14 protein-coding genes are annotated in these 17,535 nt (G+C 61.8%); 9 read left to right on the top strand and 5 right to left on the bottom strand.

Annotation, left to right across the window (positions count from 1 at the left end):
• Window positions 1-239: 239 nt before the first annotated feature.
• Together E0L37_RS13365 and E0L37_RS13360 are read right to left on the bottom strand one after the other, a co-directional pair.
• On the bottom strand, window positions 240-1,385 hold the full coding sequence (locus E0L37_RS13365; protein ID WP_133492224.1) for a C4-dicarboxylate TRAP transporter substrate-binding protein: 1,146 nt from the start codon (window positions 1,383-1,385) through the stop codon (window positions 240-242).
• A 54-nt stretch (window positions 1,386-1,439) separates the two neighbouring features.
• On the bottom strand, window positions 1,440-2,594 hold the full coding sequence (locus E0L37_RS13360) for an acyl-CoA dehydrogenase family protein (protein ID WP_133492223.1): 1,155 nt from the start codon (window positions 2,592-2,594) through the stop codon (window positions 1,440-1,442).
• A gap of 545 nt (window positions 2,595-3,139) precedes the next feature.
• Here E0L37_RS13360 and E0L37_RS13355 point away from each other — a divergent pair.
• From E0L37_RS13355 to E0L37_RS13315, 9 genes are all read left to right on the top strand, one after another.
• On the top strand, window positions 3,140-3,925 hold the full coding sequence (locus tag E0L37_RS13355) for a helix-turn-helix domain-containing protein (protein WP_159661207.1): 786 nt from the start codon (window positions 3,140-3,142) through the stop codon (window positions 3,923-3,925).
• Between the two features lie 22 nt (window positions 3,926-3,947).
• The gene (locus E0L37_RS13350) at window positions 3,948-5,483 is read left to right on the top strand and encodes a class I adenylate-forming enzyme family protein (protein WP_133492221.1); all 1,536 of its coding nucleotides are present in this window, start codon (window positions 3,948-3,950) and stop codon (window positions 5,481-5,483) included.
• 124 nt (window positions 5,484-5,607) lie between these two features.
• Window positions 5,608-6,495 carry a hypothetical protein gene (locus tag E0L37_RS13345; RefSeq protein ID WP_133492220.1) on the top strand — a complete coding sequence of 296 codons (888 nt, stop codon included), beginning with the start codon at window positions 5,608-5,610 and terminating at the stop codon, window positions 6,493-6,495.
• Between the two features lie 87 nt (window positions 6,496-6,582).
• On the top strand, window positions 6,583-7,863 hold the full coding sequence (bioA, locus tag E0L37_RS13340; RefSeq protein ID WP_133492219.1) for an adenosylmethionine--8-amino-7-oxononanoate transaminase: 1,281 nt from the start codon (window positions 6,583-6,585) through the stop codon (window positions 7,861-7,863).
• A gap of 322 nt (window positions 7,864-8,185) precedes the next feature.
• Window positions 8,186-9,808 (top strand): acyl-CoA carboxylase subunit beta, encoded by a 1,623-nt coding sequence (locus E0L37_RS13335; protein WP_133492218.1) that lies wholly within the window; start codon window positions 8,186-8,188, stop codon window positions 9,806-9,808.
• Window positions 9,809-9,824: 16 nt separating this feature from the next.
• Window positions 9,825-11,810 carry an acetyl-CoA carboxylase biotin carboxylase subunit gene (locus E0L37_RS13330; protein WP_133492217.1) on the top strand — a complete coding sequence of 662 codons (1,986 nt, stop codon included), beginning with the start codon at window positions 9,825-9,827 and terminating at the stop codon, window positions 11,808-11,810.
• Window positions 11,807-12,586: an enoyl-CoA hydratase/isomerase family protein gene (locus E0L37_RS13325; RefSeq protein WP_133492216.1), complete on the top strand. Its 780-nt coding sequence runs from the start codon at window positions 11,807-11,809 to the stop codon at window positions 12,584-12,586. The genes E0L37_RS13330 and E0L37_RS13325 overlap by 4 nt, the downstream gene beginning before the upstream one ends.
• A gap of 47 nt (window positions 12,587-12,633) precedes the next feature.
• Window positions 12,634-14,235, top strand: a complete 1,602-nt coding sequence (locus E0L37_RS13320) for an AMP-binding protein (protein WP_133492215.1) — start codon at window positions 12,634-12,636, stop codon at window positions 14,233-14,235.
• Window positions 14,236-14,794: 559 nt separating this feature from the next.
• Window positions 14,795-15,562 (top strand): FKBP-type peptidyl-prolyl cis-trans isomerase, encoded by a 768-nt coding sequence (locus E0L37_RS13315; protein ID WP_133492214.1) that lies wholly within the window; start codon window positions 14,795-14,797, stop codon window positions 15,560-15,562.
• Window positions 15,563-15,608: 46 nt separating this feature from the next.
• On the opposite strand, the gene rsd is transcribed toward E0L37_RS13315, so the two are convergent.
• From rsd to E0L37_RS13300, 3 genes are all read right to left on the bottom strand, one after another.
• On the bottom strand, window positions 15,609-16,100 hold the full coding sequence (gene rsd, locus E0L37_RS13310; protein WP_014992861.1) for a sigma D regulator: 492 nt from the start codon (window positions 16,098-16,100) through the stop codon (window positions 15,609-15,611).
• 308 nt (window positions 16,101-16,408) lie between these two features.
• Entirely contained in the window at window positions 16,409-17,170 is a 762-nt protein-coding gene (locus E0L37_RS13305) for an LrgB family protein (protein ID WP_133492213.1), read from the bottom strand.
• A complete protein-coding gene (locus E0L37_RS13300; protein WP_133492212.1) occupies window positions 17,163-17,534 on the bottom strand; it encodes a CidA/LrgA family protein in 372 nt (123 codons plus the stop codon). The genes E0L37_RS13305 and E0L37_RS13300 overlap by 8 nt, the downstream gene beginning before the upstream one ends.
• Between the last annotated feature and the right edge of the window lies 1 nt (window position 17,535).

Genomic DNA, 17,535 nt, shown 5'->3' with positions numbered 1-17,535 from the left:
GTGTTGTTATCGGTATGGGACGGCGCCCGGGAAGGCGCCTTTGTAGAGAGGAACGCTAGCAACGGCCGCCGGGCCGGTCTTGTGTTAACTGGCTGACCCTTGAGGGGGGGCTTTCCGCACTGCGGGGAATGGGCTCATGGAGCGAAAAGATTCGCGAGCAAGCTCGCTCCCACAGCGGCTTCGTAGTGCTTACTATGGAAGCGAACTTGCCAGCGAATGACGTATAAGTGGGCTCCCCGCTAAAGCCCGTAACGGTCGACATCGACCTTGGAGTTCACCTCCCGCCAGTACAGGTCGGCAAGGGCCTCCGCGCTATCGATATCGGCGGTGAGCTTAAGCCATTTCTCCACCAGTGGCCGCATGACTTCAATCTTGTCCGCCGTGTCACGGACGTTATGTTTTTGTTGATAATACTGAGCGATATTCTTGGCATCCTCGCGAATGAAATCGCGGGAGGCGGCGACCAGTTCCGGGCTGGCATCGTGCTGTCTGGCGCCCTTCTCCATGGCGGTTTTCAGATCCCGCTCACCATAGTCCCGGTAGAGCACGGCGGCGGTGGCGGACATGACCGTGCCGGCATGCAGCAACGCCTTGCGCTGATCGGCATCGAGGCCTTGCCAGACGTCGCGGTTGACGTTGCTGGGGCCGGAGCCGCCGAACACACCACCGGGCACCGCCATGGTGATGTCGCTGACCGCGTCCATCAGTCCCAGGCCGCTCAGTTCCGCCGCGGATTGAATGGTGCAGTCCACCACGCCCTGATTCAGCGCCTCGAAAATCTCATTACCGGGCAGGGACACGGGAGAGGCCTCGAAATGCTTGGCCCAACGTGCCCATTGTGCGCCCCCGGCGCGCAGACGCTTGCCTTTAAGATCGGCGACGGTGGTGACTGGCGTGGTGCAAAGAAGACCGTATTGAGGGCTGGCGCCGCCACCGGTAAAGACCTGGTTTTGCTGCTTCAACTCCGCCACGCAGTCGCCGCAGTGCAGCATTATGTACTCGCTCATGGCGCCGGCGTAGGCCAGGCCTTCGTTTCCGGTGGGGTCATTCAGCGCCAGCAGCATGGACAGTTCCGCCGCCATGTTGATGTTGGGGTATTCGGCCGGAAAGTAGGGGGTCAGCAGGTAGCCTACGTCGGCGATGCCCTGCTTGAGCCCACCGCTCATCTCGGCCAGGTTGAGCAGCGATAGCTCGTAGATTTTTACTTCCAGATCGCCGCCGGAATAGTCCGCCACCGCCTTGGCGTAGGCCTTGGCGGCATCCACGTTGGCGGAAGCGGAAGGGAAGCCCACCGCTAAGCGCAGGGACTCGGCCTGGGCCGTTGTTGGCAGCGCGGTGACGCCGGCCAGCACGGCGCCGGTCAGAAGCGTGGTCAATCGTTTCATCTTATTCTCCTTATCGGTTGGCTGTCCGGTGATCCCGGTGGCCATTGTCGAGCCTTAGCGTTTGCCCGGCAGGGTGCCCATGAATTTGGCGATGATGCCGAGCATCACCTCGTCGGCACCGCCGCCGATGGAGGTCAGGCGGGTATCCCGGTACATGCGTGTAATCGGTGTCTCGTTCATGAAGCCCATGCCGCCGTAATATTGAAGACAGCTGTCGGCGACCTCGCGGCACAGACGGCCGGTTTTCAGCTTCGCCATGGACGCCAGGTAGGTGACGTCCGTGCCGTTGATCATTTCTTCCACCGCGCGATACACCAGTGAACGCAACGCCTCGATTTCCGTCTGCAGTTCCGCCAGCCGGAAATGCACCACCTGGTTGTCCAGCAGGGACTTGCCGAAGGCCTGGCGTTCACGGGTATAGTCGATGACGTTTTGCACCGCGATATCCATGTAACGCAGATTGCAGGCCGCTCCCCACAGTCGCTCTTCCTGGAACTGCTGCATCTGGTAAATGAAGCCCATGCCTTCTTCGCCAATACGATGGCGTTGCGGCACACGCACATCCTCGAACCAGATTTCGGCGGTGTCGGAAGCACGCATGCCGAGTTTGTCGAGCTTACGGGCGATGGTGACGCCTTTGCTTTTCAGTGGCAGAACGATCAGGGATTTGTTTTTGTGTGCCGGGCCGTCGCCGGTGTTGGCCAGCAGACACATAAAGTCCGCCTGGGTGCCGTTGGTAATCCACATCTTGCCGCCGTTTATGACGTAGTCGTCGCCATCCTTGCGGGCATGGGTGCGGATGGACGCGACGTCGGAACCGGCGCCGGGTTCGGATACACCGATACAGGCCACGTACTCGCCGGCGATGGCCGGCGCGAGAAATTCCTCACGCAGAGCGTCGGAACCCTGTTTGGCCAGAGCGGGGGTGGCCATGTCGGTTTGCACGCCCACCGCCATTGGAATGGAACCGCCGTTCACCTCACCCATGGCTTCGCAGAAGGCCAGGTTGTAGCTCCAGTCCAGGCCCATGCCGCCAAACTGCTCCGGTTTGGCGATGCCGAGAAAGCCCTTTTCTCCCATTTTTCTGAACAGCTCATGGGCGGGAAAAATACCGTCCTTTTCCCATTCATCCACGTAGGGGTTGATCTGTGTGGCGACAAATTTCTTGACCGATTCCGACAGCGCCCGGTGCTCGTTGGTGAACAGCATTCTAAAACCTCCTGTTGTTTGGATTCACGGCACGGCTGCCGATGTGACGTTGCCCCGGAGGGGGACGACATGATGGTATGGCTATAAAAAAGGCGGGAATCAAGCACGAAAAAAGCGAAAAACAAAAAAAGAGAAATAAAAATAGGATTAGCCAGTTGGCACAAGTCCAGGGTTTCGACAGTGACTAAGCTGAAGGTTTGCAACGTATCGGAGAGCCCCCGGGCAAGGGGGGTGGAAGCCCCGTGGGGGCAGTGTGTACGAGTGTGATCGTGAGGTAATGCCACCTTTCGAAGCGAAGCTCGGGAGACCGTTGCATTGGGTCAATTGTTTGGTTTAAGTTCAAACACGCCTTCATGGCTCGGGATTATATTTTTGGCCGACGGGTTTTGATCTTTTTTGCCAATCGGTCGTGTGGGAATAAGGGTGGACCCTTTTTCTTATATTCCTCGCAGGCCTGTGTGGATACGGGCCCTGCGGTGACGTTGTCACCGGAGGAGGCAATGATGACAACAACGACAAGTTCCCGTCGGCGCCGCGGACGGGTCATGCTGCTTGGGCCTGAGCGGGTCTGCTATTTGGGCCTGCTGGGGCGCCCGCGTCTGCGCAGCTTTGGTTCGCTGACCGTCTACTGTGGTCCGGACCAGCCATTCCGCATCAGTTTCGATGGTCGCAATTGGCGGCAAACCGCGGTGGCGGTGGTGCCCCCTTACCAGCCGCATTGGGTGGAAACCGGTGAGCGGCTGCTCGGTTCGGTGATGGTGGAACCGGAAACCGTGAACATGGGCAAACTGCCGCCCCTGCTGCGGAGCGAGGGTGGCGGTGATCGCGATGAGCTGCTGCAGACGCTCAGACGTGGCTTTGCCCGTATCCAGGCCCTGGCGGAAGATGGGACCGATCCCCGCGTGGAGGTGGACCCCCTGTTTCTCGGGCAGACGTTGCCGCGCCGTGAGCTGGATCCGCGGGTAGCGAGAGTGTTGGCCTATCTGAGAGACGACCCCTCCCGTCATTGTCCGGCGGAAGAAGCCGCGCTGCTCAGCGGGCTGTCGTTTTCCCGTTTTCTCCACCTGTTCAAGGAGGATCTGGGGGTTACCTATCGCAAGTTCCGCGCCTGGAAACGTGCCCGCAGCCTGCTCTATCACGTTAATCGCCGCGATACCCTCACCGATATCGCCCTGGACGTGGGCTATCCGGATTCCACCCACTTCAGCCATTCCATCCGGCAGTTCTATGGTCTGACCCCCAAGGACATCCTGGTCGGGTCACGCAAACTGGCAATCCTGCTGCAGAGCCGGGTCGGCGCGCCGGACGCCTTGGTCAACGCCGGCCCATGAACACCACCATGGAGACCTGATCATGAGCGTCAGACGTATTCCCGACCAGCTCGACCTGGTTGCTCAAGAGTACGCCCAACGGACCGGATGGATCGATAACGGCGTTCGCTATTCTTTCGACGACGCACAAACCATCAGCGCCAGTCTGGCTGGCGGCCTGCGGGAATTGGGCCTGCGTCGTGGTGATCGTATTGGGGTGATCGCCCCCAATCGTGTGGATTGGTTGTGGTTGTTTTTCGCCTGTGCCCGTTTGGGGGTGGCGGTGGTGGGATTGTCGGTGCGTTACCGCGATGCGGAGCTGCGCTATATGGTCAAGGACAGCGGCATAAGAGCGGTATTCACCGTGGCGGATCATGACAAGTGCGATTTTCTCGCCCTGTTCGATCGGCTCGCACCGGAGACTCCGGCCCTGGAGCAGGTGGTGGATCTGGATGGAGAGCGCTTTCAGCAACTGCTGCGAGCGGAGCCGGCGGCCCTGGATCCGGAATTGAGCGCCGACGACCTCGCCATGGTGATCTATACCTCCGGCACCACGGGCCGCCCCAAAGGTACGGCGCTGACCCATGCCAGCATGCTCGCTTCCGCCGCTGCCCAGGCAGCGCATACCCGCATCTCCCCGGAGGATCACACCCAACTGGCGCTGCCGTTCAATCATGTGGGAGGGATCACCTGCGGCATTCTGACCAGCCTGCTTGGTGGGGCGACCTGTGAGCTGGTGGCGGATTTCAAAGCGGATCAGGTGTTGGCGATGATGGCCGAACATCCCCCTACCTTGCTGCAGGGTGTCCCCACCATGCTGACGTTGCTGTTGATGAACCCGGCGCTGGAGCAGGTGGACCTGTCGCGGGTGCGGATGGTCATCACAGGGGGCAGCAATGTGGACGATACCCTGCTGGCACGCTTGCAGGAGGTGGTGCCGAGGGCCACGCTGATGAATCTGTACGGCTTGTCGGAGACGTCCGGAGCCATCGTCATGACGCCTTGGAAATGCGATGACGATAGCTTGAAACGCTGTATCGGCCAGCCGTTGGCCGATGCCGGCTTGCGGGTGGTGGACGAAACGGGCGCCGACCTGCCCGTCGGCGAGGTCGGTGAGCTGTTGTTTCGTGGCGTGGGCGTGGTGCCGGGATACATTGGCGCCGCCGATAGCGGCGGTGCCTTCGATGAGGAAGGTTGGCTGCACACCGGCGATCTCGGTGAGCGCGATGACAAGGGCATGATTACCTTGCGTGGCCGCAAGAAGGACATGTTTATTCAGGGCGGCTTCAATGTCTATCCCGCCGAGGTGGAGAATCACATTGCCCGTCTGGAGCAGGTGATGATGGTGGCCGGTATCGGTGTGCCTGACGCGGTGCTTGGTGAAATCGGTTGCTACTACATCGTCTCGCGCCCCGGCACCGATCTGGACGAGGCCGCGGTGCTGGCGCATTGCCGGGCGTTGGCGGATTATAAAATTCCCCGTCGCCTGGTTTTTCGTGACAGCCTGCCGTTGACACCGGCGGGGAAGATTCAGAAGGCATTGCTGAGGAAAGAGGCGGAGGGAATCCCGGACGGTTGATCCCGATATCCCGTCATTCACAAAAGTTCACCTTAATGTCCGACAAAGCGTCCCCGCCAGCGTTCCGACCCGTTTAAAATACGTTTCTTTTCTCATCGATCGGATTGCCGGCGGAGCGCGAAAAGTGAATACCCGAGGACGAAGCGTCATCGCCCTGCTGATGTTGTTGCTGACGGCGGTGTCGGTGGCGCAGCCACGGATACAGGTGCGGGAATGGGATACCCGGGAGCGGCTTTACCGTGGGGAGTTGGGCGATATGCCGCTGACCCTGATGCTGCGCGTGCATGAGTTTTCCCCCGGCCACCGCGATATTTATTCCCTCAGCGGAGCTTACCGTCGTGGCGATTCCCGTGCCTGGGTGCCCCTGGTGGGACTGCGTGACACCGATGGCTGGGCGCTTTATCGCTTTGACAACCCGACGCCGGGGCGGGAGCTGCTGGACTTCGCCTACGAAGGCAGCCGCTTCTGGGACAGTATTGCCTACTACCGCGCGCTGACCGGCTGGACCGAACGGTTCGAGATCAATCACGAAGGTACGGGGAGCTGGCGCGATGAGGAGGGCACTGCCGCCTTGCGTCTGTACAACCCTGATTTGTCGGTCTACCGGCGCTACTCGTTCCTGCATCTGCAAGACGGTGAGCGGGAGAGAGAACTGGACCTGACCGCGTTCGATATGCCGGCGGCGGGTAACGAGGTCCTGGAATGGCGCGAGGATGGGCAGGGTCTGGTGGTGCTGCTGGGTTACCAGCATCCATCCCGTCCCTATGCGTTGGGCATGTGCGGCGCCGGTGATGAGAGCGGTCTGGTGCGACTGCGGTTGGATACGCAATGGCGGTTGCTGGACTGGCGCACGCTGACGCTGGACAGCTGTCTGAAGAATCAGATCTCCGAGCGCACGGTCACCCGGGACGGGGACTATCACTACCGGGTGCAGGACAGCGACGGCCGCTGGCACGCCTGGCTACTGGATCAGGAAACCCTGGATTGGAAGCCGGTGGACGACGACGCTTGAGCATTGGCGCCGGTCTTGGCATGGTGCTCGGGCTTTCCCCATAAACCGCTGTCCCCGTAACAGCCGTCCTCTTAAACAGGTAGTCCCATGGCCTCCATCGACCTCGATTTCGACCGCGACCATCTCTGGCACCCCTACACCTCCACCTCCCGGCCCCTGCCGGTGTACCCGGTGCGCGCCGCCGAGGGCGTCCACCTGGAGCTGGAAGACGGGCGCCGGCTGGTGGATGGCATGTCGTCCTGGTGGGCGGCCATCCATGGCTATAACCACCCACGCCTGAATCAGGCCCTGCGCGACCAGGCCGAGCGCATGGCTCACGTGATGTTCGGCGGCATCACCCATGAACCGGCGGTGGAGCTGGGCAAGCGGCTGGTGGCCCTGACCCCTGCTGAACTGACCAAGGTATTCCTGGCGGACAGCGGTTCGGTGTCGGTGGAAGTGGCGATCAAGATGGCGCTGCAGTACTGGATGAGCCAGGGCAAGACCGGCAAACACCGATTGCTGGCGCTGCGCAACGGCTATCACGGTGACACCTTTGGCGCCATGGCGGTGTGCGATCCGGTCAACGGCATGCATGATCTGTTCAGCGGTATTCTGCCGCGCCACTACTTCGCCGAGGCGCCCTCGGTGCGGTTCGACGGCGTTTGGGACGATAGTGCTCTGGACTCCGTGCGCGCGCAATTGGAGCAACACGCGGACGAGATCGCCGCGCTGATACTGGAGCCGGTGGTGCAGGGGGCCGGTGGCATGCGGCTGTACCACCCGGAATTCCTGAAAGGCTGCCGCCGTCTGTGCGACCAGCACGGCGTGCTGTTGATTTTCGACGAGATCGCCACCGGCTTCGGCCGCAGCGGCAAACTGTTCGCCCTGGAACACGCCGATGTGGTGCCGGATATCCTCTGCCTCGGCAAGGCCATCACCGGGGGTTACATGACCCTCGCCGCCACGCTCTGCAATGATCGCGTGGCCGCCGGCATTTGCGACGGCCAGGCCGGCGTCCTGATGCATGGGCCCACTTTCATGGGCAACCCGCTCGCCTGCGCGGTGGCCAACGCCAGTATCGACCTGCTGCTGGAAAGCCCCTGGCAGCAGCGGGTGCAGGCCATCGAAATGCAGCTACGGACTGAACTGACACCCTGCCTGGAATCCGACAAGGTAGCGGATGTGCGCGTGCTCGGCGCCATCGGCGTGGTGGAACTCAAGCAGCCTTGCGACGTGGGCCAGGTGCAGAAACAACTGGTCGAACTGGGCGTCTGGATCAGGCCGTTCGGCAAACTGCTTTACATCATGCCCCCGTTCATCATCGAGCCGGAGCAACTGAGACAACTGACTCACGCCATGAGGGTGGTAAGTCAATTAGAGAGTTGACAATTGACAGTGGATAGTTGATTGCGCAAAGAGCAAACCTCCTGATCTTTGGCCACTGTGGGAAGCTTGCTTGCAAGCGAATATTGCATACCCTTGAACGAATCCTATTCGCTTGCAAGCAAGCTTCCCACAGCAGTTAAGGTTCCCCAGTTTTTTCTTTTCGTTTTTTCTTTTCGCTGTCAACTATCCACGATCAACTTTCCTTCCCCCCATAGCTATTTTTCGCAAGACCCGCCGCTTTGCCACTGCGTAGGCTACCAGAACTGTTTTAACACCAAGGCGCCGGTGAGCCCCGGTGCCGACAGACTGGGAAGCCCTTTTCATGGCAGTACTCGAAACCCAAGTGTCCTCCGCGGACGCCACTTTCCGGGAAAACCGGGCCGGTATGGAGGCGCTGCTGACGCGTTTGCGCTCGGTGGAGCAACGGACCCGGGACAAGTCCGCCGCCGCCAAGGGGCGCTTTGAAAAGCGCGGCCAATTGCTGCCGCGTGAGCGTGTGGCGCTGGTGCTGGACCCCGGCGCCCCTTTTCTGGAGCTGGCTACCCTGGCCGGTTATGGCATGGACAACGCGGATCCGGAGAAAACCATCCCCGGCGGCGGCAATATCGCGGGCATTGGTTATGTCCGCGGCGTGCGCTGCATGATCCTCGCCACCGATTCCGGCATCGACGCCGGTGCCGCCCAGCCCATGGGGCTGGACAAGGTACTGCGGGTGCAGGAGTTGGCACTGGAAAACAAGCTGCCCTACGTGCAACTGGTGGAAAGCGCCGGCGCCAACCTGCTCAAGTACCGGGTCGAGGAGTTCATTCTGGGTGGCTCCTCGTTCCGTAACCTGGCGCGTCTGTCCGCCGCCGGTCTGCCGGTGGTCACCGTTACGCACGGTTCCTCCACCGCCGGCGGCGCCTACCAGACCGGGCTGTCGGATTACATCATCATGGTGCGCGGCCGCTCCAAGGCCTTCCTGGCCGGTCCGCCTCTGCTGAAAGCGGCCACCGGTGAAGAAGCCACCGATGAGGAACTGGGCGGCGCCGAGATGCACACCACCTTGTCGGGCCTGGGTGATTATCTCGCCGAGGATGATCGCGATGCCCTGCGTCTGGTACGTGACATCATGGGCAAGCTGGATTGGAACCGGGATATCCCGGCGGCCGCCGCCGAAACGGCACCGCCGCCCCGGTACGATCGCGAGGAGCTGCTCGGCATCATGCCCATGGATCACAAAAGACCGGTGGACATGAAGGAAGTGATCGCGCGCATCGTCGACGACTCCGACTTCCTCGAGTTCGGCGCCAACTATGGCTCCGCCACCGTTTGCGGGCAGGCGCGCATCGAAGGCATGGCGTTGGGCATCATCACCAATAACGGGCCGATCGATCCCGCCGGGGCGACCAAGGCTACCCATTTCATTCAGGCCTGTTGCCAGTCGCGCACGCCGATCCTGTATCTGAACAACACCACCGGCTTCATCGTCGGCAAGGACTATGAACAGGCCGGCATCATTAAACACGGTTCCAAGATGATTCAGGCGGTGACCAACGCCACCGTGCCGCAGATCACTTTGTACTGCGGCGCGTCCTTTGGCGCCGGCAATTACGGCATGTGCGGCCGGGGCTTTCATCCGCGTTTCTGTTTCTCCTGGCCCAACGCCAAGACCGCGGTAATGGGCGGTGAACAGGCCGCCCGCACCATGAGTATCGTCACCGAATCGGCGGCCAAACGCCGTGGCCAGGAAGTGGATCGCGCCGCCCTGGAGGATCTGGAGGGGCGCATTATCGAGACCTTTGAAAAGCAAATGGACGTATTCGCCACCAGCGGCCGCCTGCTGGACGATGGTGTCATCGACCCGCGCGATACCCGCGGCGTGATCGCCTATGTGCTATCCATCTGCCGCGAGGCGGAGCTGCGGCAAACCCAGCCGATGCAGTTCTCCGTGGCCCGTCCCTGATTCGAGCGGTAACGATATGAGTAAAGCGACCCCTTTCAGCAAGATACTGATCGCCAATCGTGGCGAAATTGCCCTGCGCATTCAGCGCAGCGCCCGGGAACTGGGTTACCGCACGGTGGCGGTTTATTCCAGCGCCGACCGCGATGCCCGCCACGCCCTGGAGGCGGATCAGGCGGTTTGTATCGGCGAGGCATTGCCGGCGCAGTCCTATCTGAATATCGACAACATCATCGACGCGGCCAAACGTGCCGGAGCCGACGCGGTGCACCCGGGCTATGGCTTTCTGGCGGAGAATCCGGCGCTGGCGAGAGCGTGCGCCGACGCCGGACTGGTGTTCATCGGCCCCTCCGCCGAGGCCATCGAGGCCATGGGCCACAAGGCCCGTGCCAAGCTGCTGATGGAGCAGGCCGGCGTGCCTTGCGTGCCCGGCTATCAAGGCCAGGATCAAAGCGAGCAACGGCTGCACCGGGAGGCGGATGAGATCGGTTACCCGGTGATGATCAAAGCTACCGCTGGTGGCGGCGGGCGCGGCATGCGTCTGGTGGAAAGCACTGACACCTTCCTGGAGGCGTTGGCCAGCGCCCGTTCGGAGGCGCAAAGCGCTTTTGGTGATCCGGAAGTGATTCTGGAGAAAGCCATCGTCGAACCGCGTCACGTGGAGATTCAGGTGATGGCGGACCGTTACGGCAAGGCGCTGCATTTCGGTGAGCGGGATTGTTCGGTACAGCGCCGTCACCAGAAGGTGGTGGAAGAAGCGCCCTCTCCGGCCGTGGATCAGGCTCTGCGTGAGCAGATGGGTGAGACCGCCGTGAAAGCGGTGCGGGCCATCGGCTATGAAGGCGCCGGTACCTTGGAGTTCCTGTTGGATAGCGAGGGACGGTTCTACTTCATGGAGATGAACACGCGCCTGCAGGTGGAACACCCGGTCACCGAGGCGATCACCGGTGTGGATCTGGTGGCTCTGCAATTGCGAGTGGCCGCCGGGGAACCTCTGGCCCCGGAACAGGATGACATCCGCTTCCGCGGACATGCCATCGAAGTGCGTCTCTGCGCGGAAAGTCCGCGCCAGGGCTTCATGCCGCAGAGCGGCACCCTGGTGCGCTGGCGCGCGCCGCGAACCCTGCGGGTGGACAGTGCGTTGCAGGATGGCGCCGAGGTGCCGCCGTTCTATGACTCGATGGTGGCCAAGTTGATTGCCTGGGGCGAGAACCGGGACGAGGCCCGCCGCCGTCTGGCCACGGGGCTGGAAGAACTGGTGGCGCTGGGGGTGGAAACCAACCAGGGCTTTCTGGCGCGTTGCCTGCGCGATCCGGTGTTCGCCGCTGGTGAGGCCACCACCGCGTTCGTGGAGCAGCGCCAGGGCGACTTGTTGCGCGAGGACGAGGAGCACGGACAGCAACTGCGGGCGCTGGCCGCCGCTTTGTTGTATCTCACTGATAGCGGGGCCGGCAACACCCGGGCTGTTTTGTCTTCCCGATTGCCGCTTATCGTCCGCTATCAACTGCGTGATGAAGACGGCGCCGCTACCCTGACCCGTTTGCAGTCGGATCGTTTGCAGGTGGTCATCGACGACGTCGTCACGGCATTCGGGCTGCTCGGTTTCACCGCTGAAGGAGTGCGGCTGGAACGCGACGGCGTGGTGGAGACGGTAGCGCTGGAGCGTCGTGGAGACGTGTTGTACTTCCTCCATGACGGCGAAGGCTACGCGGTAACGGACTGTACCTACGCCGCCGCTGCCCGGGGCGCCGTTGATGGTGGCGATGGCCGGGTGCGGGCGTCGATGAACGGTCGCCTGGTGTCGGTGGCGGTACACGAAGGCCAGCGGGTGGAAGCCGGCGAAGCGGTGCTGACGCTGGAAGCGATGAAGATGGAGCACGTGCACCGGGCCGGCGTCGGCGGTGTGGTCTCGGTGATCAGCGCCGCGGAAGGAGATCAGGTGACCGCCGGTCGGGTACTGGTGGAAATCGAAGTGGATGCCAGTGAGGAGAGCAAACCGGAATGAGTACGGAGCAAGCGGTATTACTGGAACAACGTGGCCGGGCGCTGTGGATCACGGTGAACCGGCCGGAGAAACGCAACGCCATCAATCAGGCGGTGATCGACGGTATTCGTCAGGGTTATGAGCAGGCCCAGGCGGATCCGCAAGTGCGTGTGATCGTGCTCACCGGCAGCGGTGACAAAGCCTTTTGCGCGGGCGCCGATCTGCGTCCCGGAGAGGGTTTCGTCTTCGATTACGCCAAGCCCAATGCCGACTACGCCGATCTGATGCGCCTCGCCAGTAACAGCACGGTACCGAGCATTGCCCGGGTGAACGGAGTCTGCATGGCCGGTGGCATGGGGTTGCTGTGCATGACCGACATGGCGGTGGCGGTGGACACGGTGCGCTTCGGATTGCCGGAAGTGAAGGTCGGGGTTTTCCCGATGCAGGTGTTGAGTCTGCTGCAGCGTCTGGTGCCGCAACGGGTGCTGCGAGAGTGGTGCTTCACCGGTGAGCCCTTCACCGCCGACGAAGCGTTGCAGGCGGGGCTGGTCAATCATCTGGCGCCGGCGGCGGAACTGGACGCCAAGGTCGAATGGTTGATTGACCGCCTGGTGGACAAATCCCCCACCGCGATTCGCCGGGGCAAGTATGCGTTGCGGGCTATCGAAGCGATGTCCTTCGATCAGGCCATCGCCTACACCGAAACGCAGATTGCCACTCTTGCGCTGACCGAGGACGCCAAGGAAGGCCTGGCCGCGTTCAATGAGAAGCGTGCGCCGGATTGGCCCGGGCGCTAGCGATCCTATCCATATTCCCATAAGCACAACAACAGGAGAGCCGCACCATGACAGTGAATCTCGACGAGGACGCTTTCGGCCGGCATATGGTGGACCGGGTCTGTGTCGGTGACATGAGCACCCGGGCCGCGGATCTGTTTCCGGACAGAGTGGCGCTGGTTTGTGGCGAGCAAAGTCTTACTTACGGTGAACTGGATCGGCGCGCGAATCGCCTGGGCAGCGCTTTGCTGGGCCTCGGTTTGAAGCATCAGGACGTGGTCGGAGTGATGGCCGGCAACTGCCTGGAAATCCTCATTACTTATCTGGCCTGCGCCAAGGCCGGGTTGATCTGCGCACCGGCCAATCTGGGGCTGCGCCCCTCGGAAATCGCCTATTGTTTCCAGGATTCCGCGGCGAAGGTGCTGATCGTGCAGGATCAGTTGTTGGCGGCGGCGAAGGAACTGGTGCCATCGTTGTCGGAGCTTCAGGGGGTGTATTGGACCGGGGCGCGGGCGCCGGAGGCTCTGCCCAGGGACGCCGGTTCGTTCGATGCCTTGCTGGAACAAGGGGACGATGCCGAACTGCAAGTGCCGGTGTTTGATCGTGACGCGGTGCAACTGCTCTACACCAGCGGCACCACTGCTTTGCCCAAGGGCGTGCTCACCAGTCATCTGGCGGTGACCATGGCCGGGCTGTCCGGGGCGCTTGCCCATCAGGCCGATCACAATACCCGGGCGCTAGTGGTGCTGCCGCTGTTTCATTGCGCCATGCTCAATTCCATGACCGTGCCCATGTTCACCGTGGGCGCTCGGGTGATTCTGGCGCCGGGGTTCGATACACCGGAAAACATGCTGGCTCTGATCGAAAAGCACCAGGCCAATGTGATCATGTTTCTGCCGATGATGTACGGCCAGTTGCTGGACGTCGCGGCGCACGGCAACCACGATCTGACGTCGGTGACCCGGGCGGTCTATGCCATGGCGCCGATGCCGGATGAACGGCTGCGTGCTCTGCACGAACTGTTTCCCAATGCCGATGTGGTGCTCGGTTCCGGCCAGACGGAGTTCACTCCGGCCACCTGCATGCAACGTCCGGAGCATCAGTGGAGCAAGGCCGCCACCTGGGGCACCGCCACCGCCATGACGCGGGTGGCGATCATGGACGATCACGGCCGCCTGTTGCCCCGTGGCGAGCCGGGGGAAATCGTCTATCGCGGCCCGCAGACCATGAACGGCTATCTGAACCAGCCGGACAAGACCCGCGAGAGTTTTCAGCATGGCTGGTTTCACAGCGGCGACATTGCCTGGATGGATGAGGACGGCGCCATCTGGTTCACCGACCGCAAGAAGGATGTGATCAAGACCGGCGGTGAAAACGTGGCATCGATCGAGGTGGAGCGCTGCCTGATGGAGCATGAAACCGTGGCGGAAGCGGCGGTGGTGGGGCTACCCCATGAACACTGGGGGGAAGCGATCACCGCGGTGGTGATTCTCAAACCTGGTGCGCGGGCGGACGAAGAGCGGGTGCTGGAGCATTGCCGGGAGCGGCTGGCGGGCTTCAAGGTGCCCAAGGCGGTGCTGTTCACGGAAGAATTTCCACGCACTGGAACCGGCAAAGTGCAAAAGCACATGATTCGCTCCGAGCACGAGGCGTATTACCAGCCGGGCTGACGCTGGTTGACCCTATTCCTTACAACCTGACTACGAAGCCACTGTGGGAAGCTTGCTTGCAAGCGAATGGGCAACTGCCCTGGGGAGTATTCGCGGCCAAGGCCGCTTCCCACAGCGATGGACCGCGAAGCCGCTCCTCTGTGGGCTGTCTTGGCAGCGAATCGGCGTGTAAGCCTCTAATCCCTGGCCGATTTGTGCTTACGCGCCGCCAAACCTCGTTATTTCCCTCCAAATGCTTGTTATTGCACGACATTGACACGGTTTTCCGCGCCAGGGTTTTGACAGCCGTTTTGCCACGGGCAGAATGAAGGCTGACTGGAACTCTTGGGGGAAATGCCGGTCAGCTTCAGACGTTACATCTTTGTTTCTCCTGTTGGTCGGGGTGTTTTCGGTTCCGTTGGACCATGGCGATCCCCGACCCTTGTCGGCGTTCACGGTTTAGCGCTGGCGCGAGGGGGCGGGAAACTGGCAGTATGGCCAGATTCCGCCGCCGGGTGCTGGGGCGCGGCCGTTACTTCGGCGGGCGAGCGGGAAATAACCACAGGCCAATGGAGGCAGAATGAAAAAGTTGGGAATCGTGCTGGCCGGTACCGTCCTGGTGGCGGCTTGCGGTCAACAGGACGGCGGTGAGGATGCCGCCAAGGTGGAGATCAAAACGGACGACCAGAAAGCGTCCTACGCACTGGGTTATCGCAGCGCCGAGCAGATGAGTGCCATGGAGGGACTGGATACCGAAGCGATGATTGCCGGTATCCGCGACGGTCACACTGGCACGGATTCCCGCCTTGGGGATGAGGATCTGAACCAGCTGATCCAGGACTTCCAGATGCGTCTGGTGGAAAAACGCCAGGCCAAACTGGAACAGGAAGCCGAGGATAACCTGAAGAAAGGCGAGGAATTCCTGGCCGAAAACGGCAAGCGTGATGGTGTTACCACCACCGACAGCGGCCTGCAGTACGAAGTGCTGAAGTCCGGCGAGGAAGGCGCGCCGTCTCCCACCGTGGAAGATACCGTTACTGTCCATTATGAAGGCAGCACCACCGATGGTGAGGTGTTCGACAGCTCCATCGAGCGGGACCAGCCGGCTACTTTCGGTCTGGCCCACATTATCCCGGGTTGGCAGGAAGCGCTGCCAATGATGAAAGTCGGTGATAAGTGGAAGCTCTATCTGCCGGCGGAACTGGGCTACGGCAAGCAGGGCGCCGGTGGTGACATCGGTCCTAACGAAGTGCTGATCTTCGAAGTGGAACTGCTGGGTATCCAGGGTCAGGGCGATGATGCCGATGACCAGGCCGCGGAAGAGCCCGCGGCGGACCAAGGCGAATAACACCGCCATTCCGGCCGGCCCTGATGGGTCGGCCGGAAACCGCCAGCTACCCTTGCCCGGCTCGCGCCACTGGCTGCTGGTAAAGGCTCACTATCAGTTGATCTTCCAGGGCGAACCGCTCCTCCAGCGCCACCATCAAGCGCGCCACCCGTTCCGGTAACTCGGTCAGCCGCGTCATGCAGTGGGTCGGATTGTCGTAATCCTCATTGAACGCCAGTGCTTCCTCGGTGGAGGCATCCAGCCTCTGAATCAATTGTTCCGCCCACTGTGGTGGCCCGCTGCCGTAATGGCGCGCCGCTCGCACCAGGGCGTTATAGACCTCGAAATAACCCGCGCTGAGATAGTCCATCAGAACCTGACAGAGGTCCTGGATGCGTTGATGGATGGGGGGATCCGGTTCTTCCCGTGACGGCGTGTGGTCGACGCCCTGTACCTGGCAAAGGAGCACGATCAATTGCCGCCGCTCCTCCAGCCAGGCCTGTACCAGTGCCTCAATTTGCTGCCATTGGGCCAATGCTGTGGAACTGGAACTTGCCATTGTTCGCTCTCCTTTATTCGGGCATGGCTGACAGATTTTTTTCCTTGGGGAAGTCGAGACTAGAACCGGCGAATAGCGGCTGGCAATGGGTGAGAATGGGACAGGATCCGGGTGAAGGGGAAAAAGCGCGGGGTATCAGTGGGTTGCCGTAAAAGATGATTTCTTCATAACCTTCTCGCGTTCTTATAAGTGTCGCGGCATAACGTTTTTCCGAGCCCGGATTTGGCGTGCCGGCGTGTTGCGTGTGAGTCTGCCTGCGAATGGTGGGACAGCAGTGGCCCTCTTCATACAGAAGAGGGCCGCGATACTCAGCCCATCAATGAAGACACCCACGGCCAGATCCAGGGCAGGGCCAGGGCGGTTAGCAGGCCGGTCAGGCCCAGCGCCAGGCCGCCGAAGGCCCCGGCCTTTTCACTGAACTCGAAGGCGCGGGCGGTGCCGATGGCGTGGGCCACCAGCCCGAGGGCGAAGCCGCGGACGCGGTCGTCCTCCACCCGCAGCAGCCGGAACACCGGGCCGGCGGCCAGGGCGCCGACGATGCCGGTGATCGCCACCGCGCCGGCGGCCAGGGAAACATCGCCATTGGTGACTCTCGCTACCTCGATGGCGATGGGCGTGGTGATGGATTTGGGGGCCAGGGAGCCGACCACGGTTTCCGGCGCGCCCAGCCACCAGGCCAGGCCCACCGCCAGCCCGGAAGCCAGCGCCGCGCCAATCACCACCGTGATCAGCAATGGCCGCCAGACGCTGCGCACGGTGTGCAGCTGGCGATACAGTGGCCAGGCCAGGGCCACGGTGGCGGGACCGAGCAGGAAGGAAATCAGCGCGGTCTGGTCACGGTATTCCTCGTAAGGCACGCCGACCAGCGGCAGCACGATGATCACCGGAATGGCGGCAACGATGAACGGGTGAAACAGCGCCATGCTGTTGGATTTGGCGTAGGCCCACTGGGCGAAACGGTAGCTGGCCAGTGTCAGCAACAATCCGAACAGGGGGGTGTGCAGGAGCTCACCTAGCAGAGGAGTGTGTAATAGCTCACCGGACAGGGAAGAGGGAGGAAGTTCAGCCATGGCGCGAGTCTCCTCCACCGCCGTGAGAAGAACGGCGCAGCAGAACCTTCAACAGCAACGTCACCAGCAGCAGGGCGATCAGGGTGCCGAACACCACCGACACCGCCAGGGCCAGGGCATTGTCCTGGTAGCGGTGCCATTGCAGCACGATGCCGACACCGAGAGGGAAGATCAGCAAGGTGATATGGCGGATCAACGCACCGGCGGCCTCGGAGACCTTACCCATCCCCGGCACGCCCAGCATCAGCGCGAACAACAGCAAGACCATACCCACCACGGGTGCCGGCAGTGGCAGGCCGGTGAGGTGGATCAGCACCTCGCCAAGAAATTGAAACAACAACAGAATCAGCAGGCCATCAATCATC

The organism is Alcanivorax sp. 24 (assembly GCF_004360225.1).
Lineage (GTDB): Bacteria > Pseudomonadota > Gammaproteobacteria > Pseudomonadales > Alcanivoracaceae > Alloalcanivorax > Alloalcanivorax xiamenensis.
The sequence above is the reverse complement of the archived record's forward strand: the minus strand, read 5'-3'. Positions and strand labels throughout refer to the sequence as shown.